27 protein-coding genes are annotated in these 23,748 nt (G+C 69.8%); 9 read left to right on the top strand and 18 right to left on the bottom strand.

Annotated features, from left to right (window positions below; all coding sequences use genetic code 11):
* Nucleotides 1-54 precede the first annotated feature (54 nt).
* Nucleotides 55-402: a 50S ribosomal protein L19 gene (gene rplS / locus ACGG9C_RS00220; protein ID WP_071043209.1), complete on the bottom strand. Its 348-nt coding sequence runs from the start codon at nt 400-402 to the stop codon at nt 55-57.
* 172 nt (nt 403-574) lie between these two features.
* Nucleotides 575-1,096 carry an MFS transporter permease gene (locus ACGG9C_RS00215; protein WP_194385123.1) on the bottom strand — a complete coding sequence of 174 codons (522 nt, stop codon included), beginning with the start codon at nt 1,094-1,096 and terminating at the stop codon, nt 575-577.
* Between the two features lie 120 nt (nt 1,097-1,216).
* On the opposite strand from ACGG9C_RS00215, the gene map reads away from it, so the two are divergent.
* Nucleotides 1,217-1,999, top strand: coding sequence for a type I methionyl aminopeptidase (map, locus tag ACGG9C_RS00210; protein WP_071043205.1), 783 nt, complete (start codon nt 1,217-1,219; stop codon nt 1,997-1,999).
* 21 nt (nt 2,000-2,020) lie between these two features.
* Here the strand turns inward: map and trmD are convergent, their stop codons facing one another.
* From trmD to rpsP, 4 genes are read right to left on the bottom strand one after another with little or no spacing between them, the layout of a single operon-like run.
* On the bottom strand, nt 2,021-2,695 hold the full coding sequence (trmD, locus tag ACGG9C_RS00205; protein WP_071043203.1) for a tRNA (guanosine(37)-N1)-methyltransferase TrmD: 675 nt from the start codon (nt 2,693-2,695) through the stop codon (nt 2,021-2,023).
* Between the two features lie 7 nt (nt 2,696-2,702).
* Nucleotides 2,703-3,332 carry a ribosome maturation factor RimM gene (rimM, locus tag ACGG9C_RS00200; RefSeq protein ID WP_228481007.1) on the bottom strand — a complete coding sequence of 210 codons (630 nt, stop codon included), beginning with the start codon at nt 3,330-3,332 and terminating at the stop codon, nt 2,703-2,705.
* Nucleotides 3,325-3,555 carry an RNA-binding protein gene (locus tag ACGG9C_RS00195; RefSeq protein WP_071043200.1) on the bottom strand — a complete coding sequence of 77 codons (231 nt, stop codon included), beginning with the start codon at nt 3,553-3,555 and terminating at the stop codon, nt 3,325-3,327. The genes rimM and ACGG9C_RS00195 overlap by 8 nt, the downstream gene beginning before the upstream one ends.
* Before the next feature lie 4 nt (nt 3,556-3,559).
* On the bottom strand, nt 3,560-3,982 hold the full coding sequence (gene rpsP, locus ACGG9C_RS00190) for a 30S ribosomal protein S16 (RefSeq protein WP_071043198.1): 423 nt from the start codon (nt 3,980-3,982) through the stop codon (nt 3,560-3,562).
* Between the two features lie 228 nt (nt 3,983-4,210).
* Here rpsP and ACGG9C_RS00185 point away from each other — a divergent pair, with 228 nt between their 5' ends.
* From ACGG9C_RS00185 to ACGG9C_RS00175, 3 genes are read left to right on the top strand one after another with little or no spacing between them, the layout of a single operon-like run.
* Nucleotides 4,211-4,609, top strand: a complete 399-nt coding sequence (locus ACGG9C_RS00185) for a multidrug efflux SMR transporter (protein WP_286720721.1) — start codon at nt 4,211-4,213, stop codon at nt 4,607-4,609.
* Complete coding sequence (locus ACGG9C_RS00180; RefSeq protein ID WP_071043194.1) at nt 4,606-4,929, top strand: multidrug efflux SMR transporter; 324 nt, start codon at nt 4,606-4,608, stop codon at nt 4,927-4,929. Before ACGG9C_RS00185 ends, ACGG9C_RS00180 begins: the two co-directional genes overlap by 4 nt.
* 50 nt (nt 4,930-4,979) lie before the next feature.
* Nucleotides 4,980-6,143: a glutamate--cysteine ligase gene (locus ACGG9C_RS00175; protein WP_071043192.1), complete on the top strand. Its 1,164-nt coding sequence runs from the start codon at nt 4,980-4,982 to the stop codon at nt 6,141-6,143.
* A 2-nt stretch (nt 6,144-6,145) separates the two neighbouring features.
* Here the strand turns inward: ACGG9C_RS00175 and ffh are convergent, their stop codons facing one another.
* The gene (gene ffh / locus ACGG9C_RS00170; protein WP_071043190.1) at nt 6,146-7,699 is read right to left on the bottom strand and encodes a signal recognition particle protein; all 1,554 of its coding nucleotides are present in this window, start codon (nt 7,697-7,699) and stop codon (nt 6,146-6,148) included.
* Between the two features lie 30 nt (nt 7,700-7,729).
* A complete protein-coding gene (locus ACGG9C_RS00165; RefSeq protein WP_071043188.1) occupies nt 7,730-8,287 on the bottom strand; it encodes a TetR/AcrR family transcriptional regulator in 558 nt (185 codons plus the stop codon).
* A gap of 103 nt (nt 8,288-8,390) precedes the next feature.
* Here ACGG9C_RS00165 and lipB point away from each other — a divergent pair, with 103 nt between their 5' ends.
* On the top strand, nt 8,391-9,029 hold the full coding sequence (lipB, locus tag ACGG9C_RS00160) for a lipoyl(octanoyl) transferase LipB (protein ID WP_286720727.1): 639 nt from the start codon (nt 8,391-8,393) through the stop codon (nt 9,027-9,029).
* Entirely contained in the window at nt 9,026-10,051 is a 1,026-nt protein-coding gene (gene lipA / locus ACGG9C_RS00155; protein WP_176759360.1) for a lipoyl synthase, read from the top strand. The genes lipB and lipA overlap by 4 nt, the downstream gene beginning before the upstream one ends.
* Before the next feature lie 34 nt (nt 10,052-10,085).
* Here lipA and ACGG9C_RS00150 read toward each other — a convergent pair whose 3' ends face one another.
* Genes ACGG9C_RS00150 through smc form a run of 3 tightly spaced genes read right to left on the bottom strand, consistent with a single transcriptional unit; the run spans nt 10,086 to nt 15,142 of the window.
* A complete protein-coding gene (locus ACGG9C_RS00150) occupies nt 10,086-10,586 on the bottom strand; it encodes a DUF2004 domain-containing protein (protein ID WP_071043184.1) in 501 nt (166 codons plus the stop codon).
* 58 nt (nt 10,587-10,644) lie between these two features.
* Nucleotides 10,645-11,517: a signal recognition particle-docking protein FtsY gene (gene ftsY / locus ACGG9C_RS00145; RefSeq protein WP_286720730.1), complete on the bottom strand. Its 873-nt coding sequence runs from the start codon at nt 11,515-11,517 to the stop codon at nt 10,645-10,647.
* Nucleotides 11,518-11,566: 49 nt separating this feature from the next.
* Complete coding sequence (smc, locus tag ACGG9C_RS00140; protein WP_390178058.1) at nt 11,567-15,142, bottom strand: chromosome segregation protein SMC; 3,576 nt, start codon at nt 15,140-15,142, stop codon at nt 11,567-11,569.
* Nucleotides 15,143-15,585: 443 nt separating this feature from the next.
* Between smc and ACGG9C_RS00135 the strand changes: the two genes are divergently transcribed.
* The gene (locus ACGG9C_RS00135) at nt 15,586-15,840 is read left to right on the top strand and encodes a hypothetical protein (RefSeq protein WP_286720733.1); all 255 of its coding nucleotides are present in this window, start codon (nt 15,586-15,588) and stop codon (nt 15,838-15,840) included.
* A gap of 22 nt (nt 15,841-15,862) precedes the next feature.
* Nucleotides 15,863-16,966 carry a GNAT family N-acetyltransferase gene (locus tag ACGG9C_RS00130; RefSeq protein ID WP_286720735.1) on the top strand — a complete coding sequence of 368 codons (1,104 nt, stop codon included), beginning with the start codon at nt 15,863-15,865 and terminating at the stop codon, nt 16,964-16,966.
* A 3-nt stretch (nt 16,967-16,969) separates the two neighbouring features.
* Here ACGG9C_RS00130 and mutM read toward each other — a convergent pair whose 3' ends face one another.
* The 6 genes from mutM to ACGG9C_RS00100 all read right to left on the bottom strand — a co-directional run bounded on the left by mutM (nt 16,970) and on the right by ACGG9C_RS00100 (nt 22,142).
* Complete coding sequence (gene mutM, locus ACGG9C_RS00125) at nt 16,970-17,878, bottom strand: bifunctional DNA-formamidopyrimidine glycosylase/DNA-(apurinic or apyrimidinic site) lyase (protein WP_286720736.1); 909 nt, start codon at nt 17,876-17,878, stop codon at nt 16,970-16,972.
* Complete coding sequence (gene rnc, locus ACGG9C_RS00120; protein WP_390178057.1) at nt 17,871-18,575, bottom strand: ribonuclease III; 705 nt, start codon at nt 18,573-18,575, stop codon at nt 17,871-17,873. The genes mutM and rnc overlap by 8 nt, the downstream gene beginning before the upstream one ends.
* Nucleotides 18,576-18,594: 19 nt before the next feature.
* Nucleotides 18,595-18,804, bottom strand: a complete 210-nt coding sequence (gene rpmF / locus ACGG9C_RS00115; protein WP_045297913.1) for a 50S ribosomal protein L32 — start codon at nt 18,802-18,804, stop codon at nt 18,595-18,597.
* Nucleotides 18,805-18,843: 39 nt separating this feature from the next.
* Nucleotides 18,844-19,317, bottom strand: coding sequence for a DUF177 domain-containing protein (locus ACGG9C_RS00110; protein ID WP_286720777.1), 474 nt, complete (start codon nt 19,315-19,317; stop codon nt 18,844-18,846).
* A 119-nt stretch (nt 19,318-19,436) separates the two neighbouring features.
* Complete coding sequence (gene coaD / locus ACGG9C_RS00105) at nt 19,437-19,934, bottom strand: pantetheine-phosphate adenylyltransferase (RefSeq protein WP_071043171.1); 498 nt, start codon at nt 19,932-19,934, stop codon at nt 19,437-19,439.
* 27 nt (nt 19,935-19,961) lie between these two features.
* Nucleotides 19,962-22,142 carry an ATP-dependent DNA helicase RecG gene (locus ACGG9C_RS00100; RefSeq protein WP_286720746.1) on the bottom strand — a complete coding sequence of 727 codons (2,181 nt, stop codon included), beginning with the start codon at nt 22,140-22,142 and terminating at the stop codon, nt 19,962-19,964.
* A gap of 53 nt (nt 22,143-22,195) precedes the next feature.
* On the opposite strand from ACGG9C_RS00100, the gene ACGG9C_RS00095 reads away from it, so the two are divergent.
* Nucleotides 22,196-22,798 carry an RsmD family RNA methyltransferase gene (locus ACGG9C_RS00095; RefSeq protein ID WP_286720748.1) on the top strand — a complete coding sequence of 201 codons (603 nt, stop codon included), beginning with the start codon at nt 22,196-22,198 and terminating at the stop codon, nt 22,796-22,798.
* Here ACGG9C_RS00095 and thiL read toward each other — a convergent pair.
* The gene (thiL, locus tag ACGG9C_RS00090; protein WP_390178056.1) at nt 22,768-23,748 is read right to left on the bottom strand and encodes a thiamine-phosphate kinase; all 981 of its coding nucleotides are present in this window, start codon (nt 23,746-23,748) and stop codon (nt 22,768-22,770) included. The genes ACGG9C_RS00095 and thiL overlap by 31 nt on opposite strands.

Here is a 23,748-nt window from a genome sequence, read left to right as displayed (position 1 = left end):
GTGAACGACGAAGCCCCCGGCGTCGACCGCCGGGGGCTTCGTGAGGGCGAAGCGTCAGTTCTCGCGCTTCTCCTTGATCTTGGCCTTCTTGCCGCGAAGGCTGCGGAGGTAGTAGAGCTTCGCGCGACGCACGTCACCGCGGGTGACGATCTCGATGTGGTCGATCACGGGGCTGTGCACCGGGAAGGTGCGCTCGACGCCCACCTGGAAGCTGATCTTGCGGACCGTGAAGGTCTCGCGCACGCCGTCGCCCTGGCGGCCGAGGACGACGCCCTGGAACACCTGGATGCGCGAGCGGTTTCCCTCGGTGATGTTGACGTGCACCTTGACGGTGTCACCGGGAGCGAAGTCGGGAATGTCGGAGCGGAGCGAAGCCGCGTCGACGGAGTCGAGGATCTGCATGATCGTGTCTCTCTGCAGCCGCCACAGGTCGACCGCGCGATATTCGGAAAAAAGGATGGTGTGTGCCCGAGCGCCTCGGATGTCTCCGGCGCCGGCTCCCCTGAGGCAGAGCAGGTCAGGGCACAAACGACAATTCTGCCACGGATACCGTCCCCGGCCAAAACGTGCGGACTCAGCGCCGGCTCGCGTCGGGCGGGCTTTGGGCGTCGGTCTCCGCGATGACGAACACGTCCGGTTCCGCGCCGCCGGTCCGGGAGGCATTCTCCCCCGCCGAGCCCGCTCCGCGTTGCACCGAAGGGTCGGTGCGGAAGTAGACCGCCGCGGGACGCGCCTCCCGCCACAGCTGCCAGAGTTGGAGCCAGAACAGCCCTGCCGCGACGAACAGGGTCAGCACCATGACGGGGGCCCACCACGCGGGGTCGAAGAAGCCGAGCGACACGATCAGCAGGTGCCAGACGGCGAACCCGCCGACGTCCCACCACGACACGGCGCGCTCAGCACGCACCGTGCCCCGCGCCCGCACGAGGAGGGTGAGGATCAGCTGCCCCACGAACACCGAGGGGATGGCCAGGAACAGCACCCACAGGAACGCCCATCCGCTCGCATCGAACACGCCCCAGCCCACCAGGAGCCATACGGGGAGCACGAACGCGGCGGGGAGGAGCCACGCGAAGAATCCGCGACGGAGCCACATGCCCCCGATGGTACGCCGCGCCGCGCTCGGTGGCGGGGCACGTACGGCGATGATGGGCATCCTCACAGCCCGCGGTCGACGTATCGGAGAGAATGGAGACCGCCCCGCGAAAGGACCCCGATGATCGAACTGCGCACTCCGGCCGAGATCGACGCGATGCGGCCGGCCGGCCGATTCGTCGCCGAGACCCTGGCGACGCTCCGCGAAGACACCAGAGTGGGGACGAATCTGCTCACGATCGACCGACGCGCTCACGACCTCATCCGGCGGGCCGGTGCGACGTCGTGCTACATCGACTACCACCCCTCCTTCGGCGCGAGCCCGTTCGGCAAGGTCATCTGCACCTCGATCAACGACGCGGTGCTGCACGGGCTCCCCTTCGATTACGACCTGCGCGACGGCGACCTCGTCACGCTCGATTTCGCCGTCGCCGTGGACGGCTGGGTGGCCGACTCGGCCGTGTCCTTCGTGGTCGGTTCTGCGCGCGACGAGGACCTCGCCCTCATCGACACCACCCGGCGCGCCCTCGAGGCCGCCATCGGCGCCGCGACCGTCGGGAATCGCATCGGCGACATCTCCCACGCGGTCGCCGAGGTCGCGCGCGCCGACGGCCTCTCGATCAACACCGACTTCGGCGGACACGGCGTCGGCCGCGAGATGCACGGCGACCCGCACGTGCCCAACGACGGCAAGCCCGGCCGGGGATACCCGCTTCGCGACGGACTCGTGCTGGCACTCGAGCCGTGGTTCCTGCAGTCCACCGACAAGCTGGTCACCGACAAGGACGGATGGACCCTGCGCAGCGCCGACGGCTCGCGCGGCGCGCACTCCGAGCACACGATCGCGATCACCGACGCCGGACCTGTCGTCCTCACCGACCGGTCGCACCTCGGCGTCGACTGACCTCGCCTCGCCGGCTCGGGCTCAGAGCAGGTCGGGACGGTGAGCGCGCGTGCGCTCGACGCTCTGCGCGAGCCGCCACTGCGCGATCGCGCCGTGGTTGCCGCTGAGCAGGATCTCCGGCACCTCGAGACCGCGCCACACCGGCGGCTTGGTGTAGATCGGGTATTCCAGCAGCCCCTCTTCGTGCGACTCCTCAACGAGACTGCCGGGGTTGCCGATGACGCCCGGAATCAAGCGCGTCGTCGCCTCGATCATGGCCATCGCGGCCACCTCGCCACCGTTGAGCACGTAGTCGCCGAGACTCACGAGACGCACGCGCCCTCGCGCGGCGTAGTGATCGATGACACGCTGGTCGATGCCCTCGTACCGGCCGCACGCGAAGGCGAGGTGGCCCTCGGCGGACAGCTCGCGAGCGAGCGACTGCGAGAACCGTTCCCCCGCTGGCGACGGAACGATGAGGGCGGTCCGTTCCTCGAGGATCTCGTCGAGCGCCTCACCCCACGGCTCCGGCTTCATCACCATGCCGGCACCCCCGCCGTAAGGGGTGTCGTCGACGGTGCGATGACGATCGCGAGTCCAGGAGCGGAGGTCGTGCACGCGCACGTCGAGGAGTCCCCGCGCGCGGGCCTTGCCGATCAGCGAGACATCGAGCACATCGAAGAACGCCGGAAAGATCGTGACGATGTCGATGCGCATGCCGTGATCACTCCTGCTCGGTGCGGGCCTCGGGAACCTCGCCGCCGAGTGCCTCGTCGGCTTCGGGGGGCAGCTCCTCGAACAGACCCGCCGGCGGTGTGATCCGCACCCGGCCTGCCGCGAGATCGACCTCGGGCACGATGGCCTTGACGAACGGAACGAGCACTTCCGTCTCGTCGGCGAGAAGGACCGCGAGAAGGTCCTGCGACGGCAGGTGGTCGACGCGCGCCACGCGACCGACGACGGCACCGTCTCGCACGACGTCGAGTCCGACCAGCTGGTGGTCGTACCACGCGTCCTCTTCGTCGGAGGCGGCGGCCTCGTCGATCCACAGAATCGCGCGGACGAGCTCCTCGGCGGCGGTGCGGTCGTCGACGCCCTCGAAGAAGGCGACGGGATGGGAGTTCATCCAGCGGAACTCGCGCACGGTCAGCGGCTTCCCATGCCAGGGCGAGGACTCGGGAACCTGGAGGGTGAACGTCGCCCCCGGCACGAAGCGTCCGTCGGGGTCGTCGGTGTACAGCTCGAGCTTGAGCGCGCCTTTCAGGCCGTGCGCCTTGACGAGGCGACCGACGCGCAACTGCGTTTTGGAGCCGACCGGCGGGCGGGCGTCACCGGAGGGGGCCACGTCAGTCATCCGCGACGTCGACCCGCACACGGCGGCCATCGGCGAGCGCGGTGATGAGCGTGCGCAGCGCCTTGGCGGTGCGTCCGCCGCGCCCGATCACGCGTCCGCGGTCATCGGAGTGCACGTGCACCTCGAGGACATCCCCTCGTGACGACGAGGAGGAGACGATGCGGACGTCGTCGGGGTGATCGACGATCCCCTTGACGACGTGTTCGAGCGCGGCGGCGAGCACGGAATTACGCTTCGGCGGACTCGTCGGACGCCGCGGCGTCCTCGGCAGCGTCGGCGGCGGGCTCCTCGGCCTTCTTCTCGACCTTGGGCTTGATGACCGACTTCTTGTCGGCGTCGACCTCGAATGCTGCCTTCGTCTCGGCGGTCTTCACTGTCGAAACGGCGTCCTTGTCACCCTGGTGACGACCCCAGTCGCCCGTGAGCTTGAGGATGGCACGCACCTGGTCGGTCGGCTGAGCGCCGACGCCGAGCCAGTACTGGGCGCGGTCGGAGTCGACCTCGATGAACGAGGGCTCCTCGGTCGGGTGGTACTTGCCGATCTCTTCGATGACACGACCGTCGCGCTTGGTGCGCGAGTCGGCCACGACGATGCGGTAATAGGGCGCACGGATCTTTCCGAGGCGCTTGAGGCGGATCTTGACAGCCACGATTCTCCTGAATGAGTGAAAGCGAACGAACCGATCGCCTGGAGCGTGGGGTGCACACCCGGCGGAAGCTCTGGAACGGTCCACGGCGCTGGATAGAGGGTCGAGCGCCGGGTCCGACCCTCTATTCTGCCAGATCCTGCGCGGCGTCGCGAACCGCGCCGACGGCCGCTCCGGCAAGGGTCCGCTAGGGTGAGCGGGTCAACCCGCCCCCGCCCGAAAGTCTCCCCCATGGCCAAATGGTTGTACCTCGTCGGCGCCATCGTGCTGGAGGTGTCGGCGACTCTCTCGCTGCGACAGCTCGTGGACCACGCCGGCTGGATCGTCCTCGTCCTTCTCGGCTACGGCGGCGCCTTCCTGTGTCTGGCTCTGCTGCTGCGCGCGGGAGCCCCGATCGGCCTGACCTACGGCGTCTGGGCCGCGTCGGGTGTCGCGCTGACCGCCGTGCTGGCCGCACTGCTCTACGGCGACCCGCTGACCTGGCTCATGAGTCTCGGGATCGCGATCGTCATCGGCGGGGTGCTGCTGGTGGAGATGGGTGCGAGCACCCACTCGCGGCAGGCGCCGGCGACCGGTCCGATCGCGACGGCCACGGCCGAAGCAGCCGACACGAGGGAGGGACGACGATGACCTGGCTGCTCCTCGCGGGAGCGATCGTCTTCGAGGTGACGGGCACGATGTCGCTGCGCGCATCGGAGGGCTTCAAGAAGCGCGTCTGGATCGCGCCCGTGGTCGTCTCCTATGTCCTGGCCTTCACTCTGCTGTTCCTCTGTCTGGCGAACGGCATGCCGGTCGGTGTGGCATACGGTATCTGGTCCGCCTGCGGGGTCGCGCTGACCGCGGTCCTGGCGCGCGTGCTCTTCAAGGAGCCCTTCACGTGGGTGATGGGCCTCGGGATCATCGCCATCGCCGGGGGCGTTCTGCTGATCGAGCTCGGCGCGCCGCACTGATTCCCCCGACATTCTGATCCGCGCCCGCAGCGGCGTGGCAGGATGACGGCATGACGGTGCCCTTCGCGACATCCGCGCGCTCCTCGGTCGGCATCGAGTGGGAGCTGATGCTCGCCGATCGGCGGACCGGCGACCTGGTGCCGCGTGCCCCGGAGGTGTTCGCCGCCCTCCCCGAGGACACGGCGCTCGAACGGTTCACCGTCACCCAGGAGCTGCTGACGAACACGCTCGAGCTCACCAGCGGCGTCGGCCAGACGGTCGCTGCCGCCGTGGACGACATCGCCGACGCGATCGAGACGGTGCGCAGCATCACCGATCCGCTCGGGGTCGAGCTGATGTGCGCGGGGAGCCACCCGTTCGCGCAGTGGTACGACCAGGAGATCACCGACAAGACCCGCTATCACGAGCTCATCGAGCGCACGCAGTGGTGGGGGCGCAACATGATGATCTGGGGCATCCACGTGCACGTCGGCATCGATGACGTCGCCAAGGTCCTGCCGATCATGAACGCGCTCTCGGTGTATCTCCCCCACCTTCAGGCCCTCTCCGCCTCGAGCCCCTTCTGGGCCGGGGATCGAACGGGCTACGCGTCGAACCGTGCGCTGGTGTTCCAGCAGCTGCCCACGGCGGGTCTGCCCTGGCCGCTGCGGGACTGGGCGGAGTTCGAGGCCTATCTCGACGACATGGTCCGCACCGGCGTGATGGCCGATGCGACGGAGGTGAGGTGGGACATCCGGCCCGCACCACGCTGGGGCACCATCGAAGTGCGCGCGTGCGACGGCATGTCGACGCTTCCCGAACTCGCCGCCGTGGCCGCCCTCACCCAGGTTCTCGTCGAGCACTTCTCGCGCGAGCTCGACGAAGGGCGCGAGCTCACGATGATCCAGCCGTGGTTCGTGCGCGAGAACAAGTGGCGGGCTGCCCGATACGGACTGGACGCTCAGGTGATCGTCGCCCCCGACGGCACGCAGGTGCCCGTCCGCGAGCACCTGATGGAGACGCTGGAGCGGCACGCGGAGATCGCGGTCGAGCTCAAGTGCGCCAAGGAGTACGCCGGCGTGAACCGGATCATCGCCGAGGGCGCGAGCTCGTCGCGTCAGCTCGTCGTGGCCGATGCCGCCGGCGGTGATCTGCGCGAGGTCGTGCAGCATCTCATCCGCGAGTTCCGCGGAGGGCCGACCCTCCGCGAGCACCTCGCCGCGATGCGCGACTGATCTCAGCCTTTGCCGAGCATCTTCTGCAGCTCGGCAAGATCCGCCTCACTGGGCATGTCCCTGCCGGCACCCAGGCCGAATCCCGAACCGGTCGCCTCCGAGGCGGCGACCCCCGCGTTCTCGGCCGCACGCTTGGCCGGATTCCCCGAGCGCGATCCGCTCTTCTTCTTGGAGTTCTTGCCGCCGCCGCGCTTGGCTGAAGCACCCGGCTTGCCCCCCATGGGCCCCATGCCCGGGACGTTCGGAACACCTCCCCGAGCGACCGTCTTCATCATCTTGGCAGCCTGGTCGAAGCGCTGGACGAGCTGGTTGACGTCGGTGACCGTCATCCCCGACCCGCGCGCGATGCGCAGGCGTCGGGAGCCGTTGAGAACCTTCGGATTGCGGCGCTCGCCCGGCGTCATCGACCGGATGATCGCCTCCGTCCGATCGATCTCACGCTCATCGAAGTCGTCGATCTGCTGCTTCATCTGGCCCATGCCCGGGAGCATCCCGAGCATCTTCTTCATCGAGCCCATCTTCTTGAACTGCTGCATCTGCTCGAGGAAGTCTTCGAGGGTGAACTGCTCCGTCGCGATCTTGTCGGCGACCTTGCGCGCTTCCTCTTCGTCGAACGTCTGCTGCGCCTGCTCGATCAGGGTGAGGATGTCGCCGAGGTCCAGGATGCGGCTGGCCATGCGGTCCGGGTGGAAGGGCTCGAGGTCATCGAGCCCCTCTCCCGTCGAGGCGAAGATGATCGGGCGACCGGTCACCGAGGCCACCGAGAGCGCGGCACCGCCGCGCGCGTCGCCGTCGAGCTTGGACAGCACCACGCCGGTGAAGTCGACCCCGTCCTGGAAGGCCTTGGCCGTGTTGACCGCGTCCTGGCCGATCATCGCGTCGATGACGAAGAGCACCTCGTCCGGTCGGGTCGCGGTGCGGATGTCGGCGGCCTGCTTCATCAGCTGCGCATCGACACCCAGCCGTCCGGCGGTGTCGATGATGACCACATCGTGCTGCTGACGGCGCGCCGTCTCGACGCCGGCGCGCGCGACCGCGACCGGGTCGCCGACGCCGTTGCCCGGTTCCGGGGCGAAGATCGCGGCCCCTGCTCGCTCGGCGACGACCTGCAGCTGGTTGACGGCGTTCGGGCGCTGCAGGTCGCACGCGACCAGGAGCGGGGTGTGGCCGTCCTTCTCGAGCCGCTTGGCGAGCTTGCCGGCGAAGGTGGTCTTTCCCGAGCCCTGGAGCCCCGCGAGCATGATGACGGTGGGAGGGTTCTTCGCGAATTCGAGGCGACGCTGCTGACCGCCGAGGATGGCCACGAGCTCCTCGTTGACGATCTGAACGACCTGCTGCGCCGGGTTCAGGGCCCGGTTCACCTCGTCGCCCAGCGCGCGCTCGCGCACCTTCGCGGTGAAATCCTTGACGACCGTCAGCGCCACGTCGGCGTCGAGCAGCGCACGACGGATCTCGCGGACGGTGCCGTCGACGTCCGCGGGAGTGAGCTTCCCTTTGGTGCGGAGGTTGCGGAAGGTCTCGGTGAGCCGGTCGGAGAGAGTGCCGAAAGTCGCCATGATCCACCGATTCTACGCGTCCGCGGCGGGTCAGCGCGGCAGCACGAGCGCCAGCGCCGCCGTCACCTCGTCGGGGAGAGATGACGTTCCGGGGCCCGACCCGGCCCACCGCCATACGGCGCTGAAGATGGCGGCCGCGCGCGCCGCCCCGTCGATGTCCGCGGCGGCGGAATCGTCCCCCGGAGCGCGAAGCCGGTCCGCGATCAGACCGCTCAGCCGCAGCTGGCGGCGGGCGCGTTCGGACTCGAGATCGCTCTCGATACCCATGATCGCCGCATTCACGATCCCGAGCGCGAGACTGTCCGGCGCGAACGCCTCGGCGAAGGAGCGGAGCGCGGCATCCACCTCGACGCCGTCGCTCAACGAACGCGCGACCACGTCGAGCCGCTCGTCGAACCCGCTCCACAGGATGTCGGACTTGGAGGCGAAGTAGTTGAAGAAGCTCGACCGGCTGACGCCCGCGCGCCGTGTGATGTCCACGATCGACGTCGCCGCGAAGCCCTGTTCGAGGAAGAGCTCGCAGGCCGCTTCGGCGAGTGTCTCTCGTGAAGACGCCTTGGGCCGGCCGACGCGCGCTCCACTGTCCACGGGTCCACGCTATCGACGCGGACGCATGCACGCGCGTGTCGCCGCCCGCTGATCGCAGCGCGGGTATTGTTGGACGCGTTCCAACATTCCAGGAAGGTTCGTGATGCCCGACATCCTGACCCTGGGCCTCGCCCCCGACCTCATGCCCTATCGCCACGCGTGGGAGCTGCAGCGACGCGTGCACGCCGATGTCGTCGATCGCACGCGCCCGGACACCGTGCTGCTGCTGGAGCACGAGGCCGTCTACACCGCGGGCACCCGCACCGCGGCACACGAGCGCCCGACCGACGGCACGCCGGTCATCGACGTCGACCGCGGCGGGAAGATCACGTGGCACGGACCCGGTCAGCTCGTCGGGTATCCCATCGTGCGCCTCCCCGACCCCGTCGACGTCGTCGCCCACGTACGGCGCCTCGAGCGCCTCCTCATCGACGCGCTGGCCGAGCACGGCGTCGAAGGGCGGCAGGTGACCGGACGGAGCGGGGTCTGGGTGCGGCGGCCCCTCGGCGACGACAAGGTGGCCGCGATCGGCGTGCGCGTCGAGCGCGGAGTGACGATGCACGGGTTCGCGATCAACTGCGACAACTCGCTCGCGCCGTTCCAGGGCATCATTCCGTGCGGGATCACCGACGCCGGCGTCACGACAGTGAGCGAAGCCTCCGGAGTGGTGACCAGTCCGCGCGACATCGTCGCCACCGTCATCCGGCACCTCACGAGCACCTACGCGGAGGTGGCGGCATGACCGGCTGCGCACCCACGAGCGGCGACAGTGCCGCGACCCGACCCGACGGGCGCAGGATGCTGCGGCTCGAGGTGCGCAACGCGCAGACGCCGATCGAGCGCAAGCCGGAGTGGATCAAGACGCGCGCGAAGATGGGACCGGAGTACTCCGCGCTGCACTCGCTCGTGAAGACCGAAGAGCTGCACACCGTCTGCCAGGAGGCCGGGTGCCCGAACATCTACGAGTGCTGGGAAGACCGCGAGGCGACCTTCCTCATCGGCGGCTCCCAGTGCACGCGACGCTGCGACTTCTGCCAGATCGACACCGGCAAGCCCGCCGACTACGACACGGATGAACCGCGGCGCGTGGCCGAGAGCGTCGCGAGGATGGACCTCCGATACGCGACCGTGACGGGGGTCGCCCGCGACGACCTGCCCGATGGTGGTGCGTGGCTGCATGCGGAGACGGTCCGAGCCATCCACGAGCGGAATCCGCGCACCGGCGTCGAGATCCTCGCCACCGACTTCAACGGGGATCCCGACCAGCTGGACGAGGTCTTCTCGAGCAGCCCCGAGGTGTTCGCCCACAACGTCGAGACGGTGCCGCGCATCTTCAAGCGCATCCGTCCGGCCTTCCGCTACGAGCGGTCGCTCGGCGTGCTCACGCGGGCACACCGTGCCGGTCTGATCACGAAGTCCAACCTCATCCTCGGCATGGGCGAGGAGCCGGAGGAGGTCGCGCAGGCGCTTCGGGACCTCCGCGAGGCGGGCACGGACATCATCACCATCACGCAGTACCTTCGACCGTCCCCGCGGCACCTGCCTGTCGCCCGCTGGGTCAAGCCGGAGGAGTTCGTCGCGTTCAAGACGGAGGCGGAGCGGATCGGATTCCTCGGCGTGCTGGCCGGTCCGCTCGTGCGCTCGTCCTACCGCGCGGGGCGCCTGTGGGCCCAGTCCATGCGGTCGATGGGACGAGACCTTCCCCGGCACCTCGCGCACATCGGCGAGGAAGCCGGCGCGGACCGCTTCGCCCAGGCCGTCTGACGCGCTCGGCGACCTACCGCGGGGCCCGCAGCCGTCAGTCGGCGCTGGTCACCGAGACGACGTCGCCGTCGGAGTCGAGGTTCACCAGCAGCACATCGTCCGTCGCGTCGGGATCCAGAGCGTACTCGAGCACGGCGAACGGATCGCTGCCGCCGAGTTCGTCCGCGAGGATGGTCATGCTCATGATCTGCAGCGACCGGATGATGTCGACGTGGGTGTCACCGCTGATGTCGACGAGCATGTCCTCGAGGTCGTCGCCGAGCGACTCCTGCTGCTGCAGGATGTACTCGATCACCTCGCTGGTGCGGTCGCCGAGCTCGGAGACCATCGCTCCCCGGGCCTTCGCGTCGACAGCCTCCAGGGCGGCGATGAGCGCGGCGGCGACATCGAGCGCGGCGGGCGAGACATCGTCCTGATCGGGAGCGGTGAGATCGACGGTCACGGACTGGTCGCCGAGCTCGACGACCTCCGACCAGAAGAGCGACCCGTCGGGGCCGGACTCGAGAAGGCCGAAGTAATCGTGCTCGATCGCCATCCCTCCATGAAACCAGCACGCCCGCCCGGGCGATAGATCTGCGGGTCGTGTCGCCGGATCAGTCCACGAGCGACGCGGCGAACACGTGCGGGGTGAACCCCGTGAGGTCGCCGATGCCCTCGCCCTGCCCGAGGAGCTTGACCGGGATCCCGGTGCGCTCCTGCACGTTGAGGATGAAACCGCCCTTGGCGGAGCCGTCGAGCTTGGTGATGACCAGTCCGGTCACACCGGCGTGCTGCAGGAACGCTTCCGCCTGCGTCACGCCGTTCTGTCCCGTCGTGGCGTCGAGCACGAGCAGCACTTCGCTGATCGGCGCCTGCTTCTCGACCACCCGGCGGATCTTCGTGAGTTCATCCATCAGCCCACCCTTGGTGTGCAGGCGTCCGGCGGTGTCGATGAGCACGATCTCCGTGCCGGTCTGCTTGGCGTGGTCGATCGTCTGGAACGCCACCGAGGCGGGGTCCTGACCCTCCTGCTGGGGACGCACGATCGTCGCGCCGCCGCGCTCGGCCCACGTGGCGAGCTGCTCGACGGCCGCGGCCCGGAAGGTGTCGGCCGCCCCGACGACGACGGTGCGTCCGTAACGCTGCAGGAACTTGGCGAACTTGCCGATCGTGGTGGTCTTGCCCACGCCGTTGACGCCGACCACGAGGACGACGGCCGGACGCTCCGTGAGTTTCAGCGTGGTGTCGAACCGGGCGAAGTGCTCCTCGAGCGTCTCACGCAGCATCCGCTGCAGGTCTCTCGGATCGGTGGTGCGGTACCGATCGACCTTCTCGCGCAGCTCGTCGACGATGCGCTCGGTGATGTCCGGACCGAAGTCGGCGGTGAGCAGCGCCGTCTCGAGGTCGTCCCACGTCGTCTCGTCGATCGTCGGCTTCACGAACATGCCGCGCAGCGCGCGACCGAGCGACCAGGAACTCTCTGCCATGCCCCCAGCCTAGGGGCGTCGCCCCGCCGCGACCGGAGCCCGCCACGGATCAGGCGGTGACGCGCTCCCGGTCGCGCACGCGCTGGCCGACGACCGCGGACACGCCGTCCTGACGCATCGAGACGCCGTAGAGCGCATCGGCGATCTCCATCGTGCGCTTCTGGTGCGTGATGACGATGAGCTGGCTGCTCTCGCGAAGCTGTTCGAACACGCCGAGCAGCCGGCCGAGGTTCGCGTCGTCGAGGGCAGCCTCGACCTCGTCGAGGATGTAGAAGGGGCTCGGCCGCGCCTTGAAGATCGCCGTCAGCAGCGCGACGGCGGCGAGTGAGCGCTCTCCCCCGGACAGCAGCGACAACCGCTCGATCTTCTTGCCGACCGGACGCACGGAGACCTCGATCCCGGTCGTCAACGGCGCGTCGGGGTCGGTGAGCGAGATGCTGCCGGTTCCTCCCGGAAAGAGGATCGGGAAGACCTCGCCGAAGGCGACCTTCGTGTCCTCGAACGCCTCGAGGAAGATGGTCCGCATCCGCTCGTCGAGCTCCTCGATGATGGTCGCGAGATCCTTTCGGGTACGCGTCAGATCGTCGAGCTGATCCACGAGGAATTTGTGACGCTGCTCGAGCGCGGCGAACTCCTCCAGCGCCAGCGGGTTCACCCGGCCGAGCTGCGACAGCTTCCGCTCGGCCTCCTGAAGCCGCTTCCGTTGGGCCGTCCGGTCGTATGCGACCGTCGGCATATCATCCTCCGTCATACCGTCAGATTGCTCGCCCGCGGCGTTGAGACTGCTCGATGAGGGGTCTACGTCGCAAGGAACGGGCTGATCCGGACCGTATTCCCCGACCAGGACGTCTTCGCCGAGACCCAACTCGTTCGATACCCGCTCCAGCAGGCTCGACACGTGCAGCTTCTTCTCGTGAATGGTCAATTCCAGCCCGTGCACGCTCTCGGTGAGCCCGGCGAGCCGCTCCCGCGTCGAGGCTTCGGATCGGCGGAGGTCGGCGAGCTCCGCCGTCAGCGCCGTGCGCGCGGACTCGGCCGCGGCCAGTTCGACACGCGCCTGACTGAGCGAGCGGTCGACGGAGTCGAGCACCGCGGGCAGCGCGGCCGAGATCCCCTGCGCGGTCTCACGCTGCGCACGGCGGATGACGGCGCGCCGCGCCGCCTCCTCCGCGGCCGCTCGCTCGCGCTCACGCTGTCTCTCCAGTTGCTGCACCCGTGCCTGCCCGGCTCGCACGCGCTCCCGCAGCGTCTCGACGTCGAGCCGTGCGCGCATCTCGGCGTCGCGGGCCTCTTCGAGCGCGAGGAGAAGGCTGTCGCGCGCGGAGACGTCGAGAATGGGCCGGGGAAGCTCCAGCGCGTGGGTCAGCTGCTCCTGTGCGGACCGGGCAGCCGCCTCGGCCTCTTCCACGGCAGCCTGAGCTTGACGGAGTCCGGCTGTGAGCCGCTCGCACTCGGCAGAGGCCGACTCCTGGCGCACCGTCGCGCGATTGACGCGCTCGGCGTGGGCCGCGAGCGCGGCGTCGTGCTCGCGGAGCGCGGACAGGCTCGCCTTCGTCTCGGCGCGGGCGCGATCGAGCTGTGCCGACCGTTCACCGAGCGCCTCGCGCAGCGAGTCGGCGACGACCAGGATCTCGGCGCGTCGATCCGCGGCGCCGTCGCGTTCAGCGGCGAGCTCGAGGCGCGATCGCCCCTGACCGGAGCCGGCACGCACCGTCGGTCCGGTGAAGACCTCGCCGTCTCGCGTGACCACCGTCAGCGGCGCGGCGGGCTGCGCGTCGAGAGTGTCGGCGACGGCGCGCACGGCGTCGAGGTCGTCCGCGATCAGCACACGGGCGAGCATGTCCTGAATGCCGGCCGGCGCCGTCACCACCTCGTGAGCGGGGCGCGTGCCGGGGATCTCCGGCAGGTCGCTGCCGCCAACCCGGACGTCGGCGATGACGATGTCCACGACACCGAGATCACGACCGCGCAGGGTCGACGCGAGGTCGAAAGCGGCACTGCGGTCCTGGGCGAGAACACCCTCGGCGAGGGGGCCGAGCACGGCGGCGATCGCGGCCTCGTATCCCGGCGTGACCTGCACCGCGTCCCCCACGAGGCCGACAAGCCCGGCAGCGCCTTCGGCGAGGAGCTCCGACGCCGCGTTGCGCACGTCGAGCGCACGGGAGAGGGCCGCGGTCTGTGCGCTGAGGGCTTCGCCCTCGCGCTCGGCGGCGTGCAGTCTGTCGCGCAGCTCCGAGACCGCGGTCTCGAGATCGCCGGCGGTGCGCTGAGCGCGCTCGTAGGCGGCGGCGTTCTCGTCGACGGCGCTCTGCGGCGCCGAGCCGACGTCGATCTCGTCGAGTTCCGCCTCGGCCTCGGCACGTCGGGTCAGTGCCGCATCGAGCGCTTTCTGCTGGCGGTCGACCGCAGTGCGCACCGCTGTCAGGGCGGAATCCGCTGCCTCGGCCGTTCCGCGCATCGCGGTGATCTTCATGTCGTGCGCCGAAACGAGTGAGCTCTGCTCGGCGATGTCGACATCGAGAGCGTCGAGCTCGGCGCGGGCACGGATGACGTCGCGCCCCGCCGATTCGGCGGCGTCCTGCGCGTCACCGAGGCCCGCGGCGATGTCGTCGATCTCGGCTCGTGCCTCGTCGATCGCCGCCTGGGTCACCGTCGCGCCCTCGACGATGTCGCTCTGCTCCGGTTCCGCCAGCAGCGACAGGCGCTGCCCGGCGAGGGCGTAGAGCGACCGGAGGCGCTCCTGAACACGCTCCAGGCCGTGGGCGACGCGCCGCGCCTCGTCGACGGCTTCCGAACGCTGTTCGGCCTCGAGATGCGCGATGCGGCCACGCACGACGTCGAGCTGCTCCTGCAATGCTCCGCGCTCGGTGTGCCGCTCCTGCTCGGTGCGGGCGAACGCGTCGAGCTCGGTGCGCAGGGCGACGAGGTCGTCGGCGAGCAGCCGCGCCTTCGCGTCGCGCACGATCGCGGCGATCGATTGCGCCTCTCTGGCGATCTCGGCCTGCCGACCGAGCGGCTTGAGCTGTCGGCGCAGCTCGCCGGCCAGGTCGCTGAGGCGTGTGAGGTTCGCCTCCATCGCCTCGAGCTTGCGCAACGTCTTCTCTTTACGGCGCCGATGCTTGAGGATGCCTGCTGCTTCTTCGATGAAGCCGCGGCGGTCTTCGGGAGAGGCCTGCAGCACGGCGTCGAGCCGGCCCTGACCGACGATGACGTGCATCTCGCGACCGAGCCCCGAATCGCTCAGCAGCTCCTGCACGTCGAGGAGCCGACACGACTCGCCGTTGATCGCGTATTCACTCGATCCGTTGCGGAACAGGGTGCGGCGGATGCTCACCTCGGCGTACTCGATCGGCAGGGCACCGTCGCCGTTGTCGATGGTCAGCTGCACCTCGGCACGTCCGAGCGGACCGCGCGTGGCCGTTCCGGCGAAGATGACATCCTCCATCTTGCCGCCGCGCAGCGTCTTCGCACCCTGCTCCCCCATCACCCACGCGAGCGCGTCGACGACATTGGACTTGCCGGATCCGTTCGGCCCGACGATGCACGTGACCCCTGTCTCGAGTTCGAAGGTCGTCGGCTGGGCGAACGACTTGAACCCTTTGAGCGTCACGCTCTTCAGGTGCATGGATGCGTCCTCCGGCCTGTCTGGATCACCGATACACGCTACCCGAGACGCGCCGTGACGTCGGCGCGACAGACGGTCATCGATCGCATCCGACACGCCCGTCGTCCACCGAAACCGAGAAATCCCTTGACGTCTTGGATCCGCCGCGCTAATGTCCAGATCGCGTCTCAGCCGGAAAGGAGGTCACCGATGATTCAGATGCTTGCGCCTTTTGCGCCGATCACCCGTACCGGGATCCGCTCCCCGCACCGTGGTCTCGCTCCGGTGGCCGGATTCCGCGACGTCGTCACGCGCGTCGCCGCCTGACCGCCGCCTCACCCGCACCCTGCGCCATCTGTGCGCGCCGCTTCGGCACCCCCGGCTCGACCTCGCTTCACCCCGAGGCTCCCTGCCGCTCGATCATTCTGCGCCATTCGCGCGTCCTCACTCGAAAGTGCACTTCCGTGAACACACTCGCACCCTTCGTGCCTTCGCACGAGCGGGAAACCCTGTCCGCCGCGGTGAGCGATCACCGCCTGTCCGCCCTCGATCGGCTCGAACTGCGTCTCGGCCTGTGGCTGCTCCTCCGGAGCGCTCGGCGCCTCGACGTCGCCGATGACCCTGCACAGCTGTCTCGACGCGACGCCGCACGCCGCGAACGCGCCGAACGCGAGAGACGGGCCGAACGCGTCTACCTGCTGCGCGTTCCACGCCTGTGACCACCCGACGGAAGAAGCGATCATGTCCGACACGACCCCCGAGGTCGTCCCCTTCCACGGCGGCTCGTTCCGCCGCGTCGGGATCCCCCGATCACCGGCGGATCCCGACGCGTCGGACTTCGTCGCCACCGTGGCGGCACGCAACACCGTCTCCCGGGAGGTGTCCGGGACCGACGACCACACCCGCACCGTTGCGGAGCTGTTGCCGCACTACCGCCCGGACGCGTATGAGATCCGGCATCTGTGGCTCGTGACCGACGACGACGGACGCGCGATCGGCCGGGTCGGCGTGGACATCCCTCTCGAAGCCGTGTCGACGGTGGCCTTCTGGACCATCGAACTCATCCGGGCGTCGTGGGGGCGCGGCATCGGCTCGGCCGCTCACCGTCTCGTCGAGAGGACGGCGCGCGAACACGGGCGCACGGTCCTGCAGTCGTGGGCGGACCACCCCGACGCTCGGGGCGAACGTCTTGCACCGCCGACGGGGTTCGGCAGCATCCCCCTCGATCACGCCGCGCGCTTCTATCGACGGCACGGCTACACCCTCGAGCAGATCGAGCGATGCAGCGCCTTCGACCTCACCGCCGCACCGGATCGGGTGCAGAGCCTGCTCACCGCTGCCCGGGCGGCGGCCTCCGGCTACCGGGTCGTGCAGTGGATGCTGCCCACTCCCGCGGAACGCGTCGCCGGGTACGCCTGGATGAAGTCGCGGATGTCGACGGATGTTCCCGCCGCCGCGCTGACCTTCGACGAAGAGGCCTGGGATGCCGCCCGCGTGGAACGGCACGACGCCCTGTGGCTCGACGGCGGCCACCGCGTTCTGGTGACCGCCGCAGAGCACATCGCCACCGGTGAGCTGTGCGCGTTCAACGAACTCGTGCGCGGCTCCGCTCCCGGTTCGGTCACGTTCCAGGAGGACACCCTCGTACTCGCGGCGCATCGCGGGCACCGCCTGGGCATGCTGGTCAAGTGCGCCGGTCTGCTGCGATGGCGCGAGATCGCGCCGGACTCCCCGCGCGTGCTGACCTACAACGCCGAGGAGAACCGGCCGATGCTCGACATCAACGAGGCACTCGGATTCGTCCCCGTCCTGTACGACGGCGCCTGGAAGAAGACGCTGACGTGAACCTCAGGACGCGCGCCTCTGGCACCGGGCGCAGAAGTGGCTGCTGCGGTTGGTGAACGACACCCGCACGACCGGATGCCCGCAGCGCGGACAGGCCTGCCCGGTGCGCCCGTAGACGTTCAGCGAATGGGCGAAGTAGCCCGCCTGACCGTTGACGTTCACGTACTGCGCGTCGAAACTCGTCCCACCCTCGGCGAGGGCCTTGTGCAGCACCGCGCGAACCTCGGAGAGCAGGCGCTGCACGGCTCGAGTGGTCAATGCGAACGCCGGCGTCTCGGGATGGATGCGAGCAGCCCACAGGGACTCGTCGGCATAGATGTTCCCGATGCCGCTCACGACGGTCTGATCCAGCAGCACGCGCTTGATCGCGGAGCCCTTGCGGCCCAGAGCCTTCCGGAAGTCCGCTTCGGCGAACGCGGGGTCGAGGGGGTCGCGGGCGATGTGAACGACCTGCGTCGGAACGGTCGCGGCCGGCCAGCCGGCGCCCCCGGCCGCGGCGTCCGGTGTCGGCACGAGGGCGTCCCAGGCGAGCGAGCCGAAGGTGCGCTGATCGGCGAACACGACGGCGAGCTCGCCGTGCTCGGGGTGCTGCACGTCGAGGCGAACACGTTCGTGACGCTCGGGGGGCGAACCGGCGGGACGAAGCAGCAGCTGACCGCTCATGCCGAGGTGCGCGACGACGCCGACCGATTCCTCCGGCGCCTCCGCCAGGAGCGGGAGCCACAGGAACTTGCCGCGGCGCGCGGCCGCCTGCATCGTCCGCCCCGTCAGTCGCGCCTCGAAGTCGGCCGCGGTGCCGGGGTGCCGTGTGAGAGCCCGGTCATCGAGCACCGTCACGGCGGCCACCCGGGCGCCGCTGACGGCGGGGGCGAGGCCCGCACGGACGACCTCGACCTCGGGCAGCTCAGGCACGCGCGCTGAGCTCGTGCCACGCGGCGAGCGCCGCGGCCATCTCGGCCTGCTTCTTGCTGGTCCCGACGCCGACCGAGGAGTGATCGCCCACGGCGACCGTGGCGGTGAACACCCGGTCGTGGTCGGGACCGGTGGAATCGACCTCGTAGACCGGCGCCGGACGCTCGAGCCTCGCGGCGAGCTCCTGGAGTCCCGTCTTGGGATCCATCGCGACGCCGTAGCGCTCGGGATCCGCGAGCAGCGGCTCGACCAGCCGCAGGACGAGGGAGGTCGCCGCGTCCGGACCCGTCGACAGATAGGTCGCGCCGATCACGGCCTCCATGGTGTCGGCGAGGATCGAGTCCTTGTCCCGCCCGCCCGTGCGGTCTTCACCGACCCCCAGGCGCAAATGCTCCCCGAGCCGGATGCCGCGCGCGACCTCGGCCAGCGCGACGGTGGACACCACGCTTGCACGACGCTTGGCCAGCGAGCCCTCGTCGAGTTCGGGATGCCGGGTGTACAGCCGCACGGTGACGGCTTGGCCGAGCACACTGTCCCCGAGGAACTCGAGACGTTCGTTGTGCGGTCCTTGGCCGTTCTCATACGCCCACGAACGGTGGGTGAGCGCAAGCGACAGAAGCTCGGGGTCGATATCGACCCCGAGCTTGTCGAGAAGGGACGCGTCGGACGCCGTCGCCCGCGTGCCACGCTGCGCCATGATCAGCCGCGACGGCCGATCAGACGTCGGCGACCTTGCGGCCCTTGTACTCCAGGAACAGCTCCGTGCCCTGCGAGTCGGTGACGACCTTCGCCTGGTGCGGACGACTGTAGACGGTCTTGCCGTTCTCGACGGTCTTGACGAGCGTGGGGGCCTCGGCCTTCCACTGCGCGCGGCGTGAGCGCGTGTTGGAACGGGAGACCTTCCGCTTCGGGGGGTTACCTGCCATGGCTGACTCTCTTCTGTGTTCTCGGCGACCTGCCCGCCCTCACGGGCGCGAGGTGTCGTCGTGGTCTGTGGTGTAGTCCTGCAACGCGGCCCAGCGCGGATCGATCGGAGCGGGCTGCTCCTGAACCGTGCGCTCCGTCAGCCTCTCGCCCGTCACGGGGTCGAGCCCGGGACAGTCCGGCTGACACACCGGCTGGAACGGAAGCGACAAGACGATCGCTTCCCTGACCGGAGGTTCAAGATCCACGTGGTCGTCGTGAACCTCGAAGTCAGTTTGTTCCGATCCAGGATACGCGAAAAGCTCCTGAAACTCGACTTCGACCGGTTCCGACACATCGGTGAGGCACCGACCGCAGACGCCTCGGTAGTCGGTGTCGATGTCCGCGGAGACGAGAATGCCCTCGTGAACCGACTCCAGACGCACGTGGACGGTGATCGGCTCACCCTGCGGAACCGAGACGAGGCCCTCGCCCCACTTCTCGGGAGCAGTCACCTCGATCTCGAACTCGCGCATCTCACCCGGGCGGTGGGTGATGTCGCGGACGGGGAGGACGAACGGTCCCTGACTGTGCTTGACCACGGTCGACAATGCTACCCGTGCGAAGCGGGAGGCGGGCCGGTCGGAGCATCCCGTCAGATCCCGCGGGCCCCCGTGTCGAGGAAGCGCGCAACCGGCGCAGGTACGAACGGCGACACGTCGCCGCCGAGAGCCGACACCTGCCGGACCAGGGAGCTCGACACCATGGCGTGGGCGGGGTCGGGCAGCAGGAACACCGTCTCGATCTCGGCGAGGTGCCGGTTCACGATGGCCATGGGGGTCTCGTATGCGACGTCCACCTGTGAGCGGATGCCCTTCACGAGCACGCCCGCTCCGACCTCCACCGCGTAGTCGACGAGCAGACCGACGCTCCAGGCCGCAACGACCACGTCGCCGTCGACGTCGCCCTCGGCGATGGATTCCTCCAGCAGCGACAGGCGCTGCGCGATCGGAAGCATCGCCTCCTTGTCCGGATTGTGCACGACCAGTACGTGCAGCCGGTCGTACAGACCCGCGGCGCGACGGATGACGTCGAGGTGGCCCAGGGTCGGCGGGTCGAAGGATCCCGGGACCACGGCGACACGGCTGCTCATGCGGCCAGCCTAGCGGCGCGGCCGTGCTCAGTTCTTGGCGAGGGCTGCTCGTTCCGCCATCCCCACCCTCCGCGCGAGGGCCGCCTCCAGCGCGGGGTGTCCTTCCAGGGCCGGATCGGCTGCGAGCACCTCCTCGGCCGCGGCGCGGGCGTGGGCGATCATGTCGGCGTCGGTGACGACCCGGAGCAGTCGCAGCGAGGTGCGCGCGCCCGACTGCGCGTCACCGAGCACATCTCCCTCGCCCCGCAGCTCGAGGTCGACCTCGGCGAGGGCGAATCCGTCGAGGGTGCGCGCCACCGCATCGACCCGGTCGCGCGCGGGACTGCCTCGCTCGGCCTCCGTCACGAGCAGGCACAGGCCCGGCACGCCGCCGCGGCCGACACGCCCCCGCAACTGGTGGAGCTGCGACACACCGAATCGATCAGCCTCGAGGATGACCATCGTCGAGGCGTTGGGCACATCGACGCCGACCTCGACGACGGTCGTTGCCACGAGCACGTCGACCTCGCCGCGGGCGAAGGCCTGCATCACCGCGTCCTTGTGCTCGGCGGGCATCTTGCCGTGCAGCGTCTCGACGCGCAGCGCCGCGAAGGCCGGGTGCCCCGCCAGCAGCTCTGCGACCTGCACGACGCCCCATCGCGTGCGCGCCGGACCCGCGCCCGCCGCATCGGCGTCAGCGAGGGGGTCGACGGTGGGGGCGTCGGCGCCGTCGCGCACGGCTCCTCCGCTGCCGTCGGCGTCGATCGCCGCGCACACGACGAACGCCTGTCGTCCCTGCGACACCTCTTCGGCGATGCGGTCCCACACGCGAGCGAACCAGGCCGGTCGCTCGGCGACCGGAGCCACGTGCGTCTCGATGCCTGCTCGTCCGGCCGGCATCGAGCGGATCGTGGAGACGTCGAGGTCGCCGAACACCGTCATCGCGACGGTGCGGGGGATGGGTGTGGCCGTGAGGACCAGAGCGTGCGGGGAGGTTCCCTTCGCCCGCAACGATTCGCGCTGGTCGACCCCGAACCGGTGCTGCTCGTCGACGACGACGAGTCCGAGGTCGGCGAAGGTCGTGCTCTCGCTCAGGAGGGCGTGCGTGCCGACGACGACGAGCGACTGCCCCGACGCGACGCGCAGTGCTGCGCGTCGTCGTTCCGCCGCCGAGAGCTGCCCGGTGAGCAGCGTCGGCATGATCCGCGGGGCGAGTTCGGGGCCGAGCATTTTGGTGATCGAGCGAAGATGCTGAGCGGCGAGGACCTCGGTCGGCGCGATGAGGGCGGACTGCCCCCCGCTCTCGGCGACCTGGAGCATCGCTCGGAGCGCCACCAGCGTCTTCCCCGAGCCGACCTCGCCCTGCACGAGACGGTTCATCGGCCAGGCCCCGGCGAGGTCCGCGCCGATGCGCTCACCGACCTCGACCTGATCCTCGGTGAGCTCGAACGGCAGTCGCGCATCGAAGTCGGCCAGCAGTGCGCCCGATGTCCGGGCGGTCGCCGACATCGCCCGCACGAACTGACGCTGCTGCAGCAGCGCCGCCTGCAGCACGAAGGCCTCGTGCATGCGGAGCGTCTGTCGGGCTGGTTCGATCTGCTCGTCGAAGTCCGGGCGGTGAATGCGTTCGATGGCGGTGCCCAGCGGAAGCAGACGAGCAGCCTCGCGAAGCCTGTCGGGTAGCGGGTCGGGCACGGGGTCGAGCACGTCGAGGGCGTGGTGGACGAGCTTGGTGATCTGCCAGCTCGTCAGCGTGCTGGTCGCCGGATAGATGGGGATGGGAAGCTTCGCCCACGCTTCGGCCGACATGAGGGCGGTGTCGATGTCATCGAAGAGTTCGTAGGCGGGATGCGTCAACTGCACCGACCCGCGGTACTCCCCCACCTTTCCCGAGAAGGTGCCGCGACGCCCCGGCCGGAGGTCCTTCATGCGCCAGGACTGATTGAAGAACGTCAGCGACATCTCGCCGGTGCCGTCGCCGATCACGACCTCGAGGATGCTCCCGCTGCGGTTGCGCATGCGCCGTTCGCCGACGCGGCGCACCTCGGCGACGATGGTGACCGTCTCGCCCACGGGCAGCGTGAGGATGGGCGTCAGCTCGCCCCGACGGGCGTAGCGCCGAGGATAGTGGCCGAGCAGATCGCCCACGGTCTTCATCCCGAACGCGCGCTCGAGCGTCTTGGCCGCGGTGCCGACGACACCGTCGAGGCGGGAGTCGAGGGTGGGCATGGCAGAAAGTCTAGGCACCGCCACCGACGCCTCCGGCTTTGTAGGGTGGAGCGGTGACCCGCATCATCGCCGGAGGCGCCGGCTCGATCCCCCTCGAGGTCCCCGATGCCGGCACGCGACCGACCTCGGAGCGGGTCCGCGAATCCCTGATCGGGGCGCTCGAGTCCGCCGGGGCGATCGCCGGATCGGCTGTCCTCGACCTGTACGCCGGCTCCGGGGCGCTCGGCCTGGAATGCCTCTCCCGCGGCGCCACGTCGGCAGACCTCGTCGAGAAGGCACCGAAGGCGGCCGCCGTCGCCACGCGGAACGCCCGACGAGTGGCCAAGGCCATGGACGGCGTGATGGCGCTGGTGCACCGGTCAAGCAGCGACGCGTTCCTCCGCGGCACGTCGCAGCGGTTCGACCTCGTGTTCCTCGATCCGCCGTACGACCTCCCCGACGCGGAGCTGACCGAGACCCTCGCGCTCGTTGCCGGAGTGCTCTCCGCCGACGCGGACGTCGTGATCGAGCGCGCCACGCGGTCGGGCGAGCCGACCCTTCCGCCGGGACTGCGCTGGCAGCGATCCCGACGCCACGGCGACACGACGATCTGGTGGGCGCGGCCGGAGCCCGCTGGGGAATCGGATCAGCCCCTGCCGGCGTCCCAGTCGGCGTAAGGGTCCCAGCCGCCACGACCTCGCGGAGCCTGCCCGTCGATGAGCACGGCGTCGCCTCCCGCGGGGACCACCTCTCCGACGACGCGGAAGCCCTCCGGACGTGACGCCTGCGGCGGGAAAGTGGCCAGCAGCGCGTGGTCCTCGCCGCCGGACAGCTCCGACTCCCCGCCGATCGACGACGAGCGAAGATCGATCGTCACCCCGGAGGCGGCCGCGAGGCGCGTCGCGTCGAGCACGAGCCCGTCCGACACGTCCATCATGGCCGTCGCCCCCGCGCGGGCGGCTGCGGGACCGGCGGCGATCGGCGGAACCGGGCGGAGCTGACGGGACAGATCGAAACGCTCCGCGGCGTCGAGTACGCCCTCGTCGACAGCGACCGGCGTGCCGTCGCGGTCACGGAATCGCTGGAACAGCAGGCCGAGGCCGCGCGCAGCAGGGCCGACCTCCCCCGCGACGGCGACGACGTCGCCCGCGTACGCGCCGCTGCGCCGCACCGGTTCCCGACCCTCGAGGGTGCCGAGGGCGGTGACGGCGATCGTCAGGGTGTCGGACGCGGTGAGGTCGCCGCCTTCCACGCGGCTGCCGGGCGCCAGGGTCTCGCACGCGGCCCGCAGACCGTCGGCGAGGGAGGCGACGGTGTCCATCGACGTGTCGTCGGGCATCGCGAGCGCGACCAGCAGCGCGACGGGGCGTGCACCCATGGCCGCCACGTCGGCGAGGTTCACCGCCGCGGCCTTCCACCCGAGGTCGAAGCCGCTGGACCAGGCCAGACGGAAGTCCGGCCCGTGCACGAGCGTGTCGGTCGTCGCCACGACCCGGTGGTCCGCGAGCGGGAGCACCGCGGCGTCATCCCCCGGGCCCACTTCCGCCGCGGAGGTCCCGAGGCGGTCGAGGATGCGCGCGAGCACCTGCATCTCGCCCAGCTGTCCTACGGTGCGACTGTCGGTCAT

This window comes from Microbacterium sp. MTN4-26 (genome assembly GCF_042846595.1).
Taxonomy (GTDB): domain Bacteria; phylum Actinomycetota; class Actinomycetes; order Actinomycetales; family Microbacteriaceae; genus Microbacterium; species Microbacterium luteum.
The sequence above is the reverse complement of the archived record's forward strand: the minus strand, read 5'-3'. Positions and strand labels throughout refer to the sequence as shown.

Coding starts and splice junctions, on each gene's coding strand:
- trmD (WP_071043203.1), bottom strand. CDS start 2,695: ATGCGCATCGACATCGTCACGATCTTTCCGGCGTTCTTCGATGTGCTC.
- ffh (WP_071043190.1), bottom strand. CDS start 7,699: ATGGCGACTTTCGGCACTCTCTCCGACCGGCTCACCGAGACCTTCCGC.
- rnc (WP_390178057.1), bottom strand. CDS start 18,575: ATGGCGCAGCGTGGCACGCGGGCGACGGCGTCCGACGCGTCCCTTCTC.
- thiL (WP_390178056.1), bottom strand. CDS start 23,748: ATGACCGACAGTCGCACCGTAGGACAGCTGGGCGAGATGCAGGTGCTC.
- rimM (WP_228481007.1), bottom strand. CDS start 3,332: ATGACTGACGTGGCCCCCTCCGGTGACGCCCGCCCGCCGGTCGGCTCC.
- ftsY (WP_286720730.1), bottom strand. CDS start 11,517: ATGGCAGAGAGTTCCTGGTCGCTCGGTCGCGCGCTGCGCGGCATGTTC.
- ACGG9C_RS00175 (WP_071043192.1), top strand. CDS start 4,980: ATGACGGTGCCCTTCGCGACATCCGCGCGCTCCTCGGTCGGCATCGAG.
- ACGG9C_RS00215 (WP_194385123.1), bottom strand. CDS start 1,096: ATGTGGCTCCGTCGCGGATTCTTCGCGTGGCTCCTCCCCGCCGCGTTC.
- ACGG9C_RS00130 (WP_286720735.1), top strand. CDS start 15,863: ATGTCCGACACGACCCCCGAGGTCGTCCCCTTCCACGGCGGCTCGTTC.
- rpmF (WP_045297913.1), bottom strand. CDS start 18,804: ATGGCAGGTAACCCCCCGAAGCGGAAGGTCTCCCGTTCCAACACGCGC.
- lipA (WP_176759360.1), top strand. CDS start 9,026: ATGACCGGCTGCGCACCCACGAGCGGCGACAGTGCCGCGACCCGACCC.
- rplS (WP_071043209.1), bottom strand. CDS start 402: ATGCAGATCCTCGACTCCGTCGACGCGGCTTCGCTCCGCTCCGACATT.
- map (WP_071043205.1), top strand. CDS start 1,217: ATGATCGAACTGCGCACTCCGGCCGAGATCGACGCGATGCGGCCGGCC.
- coaD (WP_071043171.1), bottom strand. CDS start 19,934: ATGAGCAGCCGTGTCGCCGTGGTCCCGGGATCCTTCGACCCGCCGACC.
- ACGG9C_RS00150 (WP_071043184.1), bottom strand. CDS start 10,586: ATGGCGATCGAGCACGATTACTTCGGCCTTCTCGAGTCCGGCCCCGAC.
- ACGG9C_RS00185 (WP_286720721.1), top strand. CDS start 4,211: ATGGCCAAATGGTTGTACCTCGTCGGCGCCATCGTGCTGGAGGTGTCG.
- lipB (WP_286720727.1), top strand. CDS start 8,391: ATGCCCGACATCCTGACCCTGGGCCTCGCCCCCGACCTCATGCCCTAT.
- smc (WP_390178058.1), bottom strand. CDS start 15,142: ATGCACCTGAAGAGCGTGACGCTCAAAGGGTTCAAGTCGTTCGCCCAG.
- ACGG9C_RS00180 (WP_071043194.1), top strand. CDS start 4,606: ATGACCTGGCTGCTCCTCGCGGGAGCGATCGTCTTCGAGGTGACGGGC.
- ACGG9C_RS00110 (WP_286720777.1), bottom strand. CDS start 19,317: ATGCGCGAGTTCGAGATCGAGGTGACTGCTCCCGAGAAGTGGGGCGAG.
- ACGG9C_RS00100 (WP_286720746.1), bottom strand. CDS start 22,142: ATGCCCACCCTCGACTCCCGCCTCGACGGTGTCGTCGGCACCGCGGCC.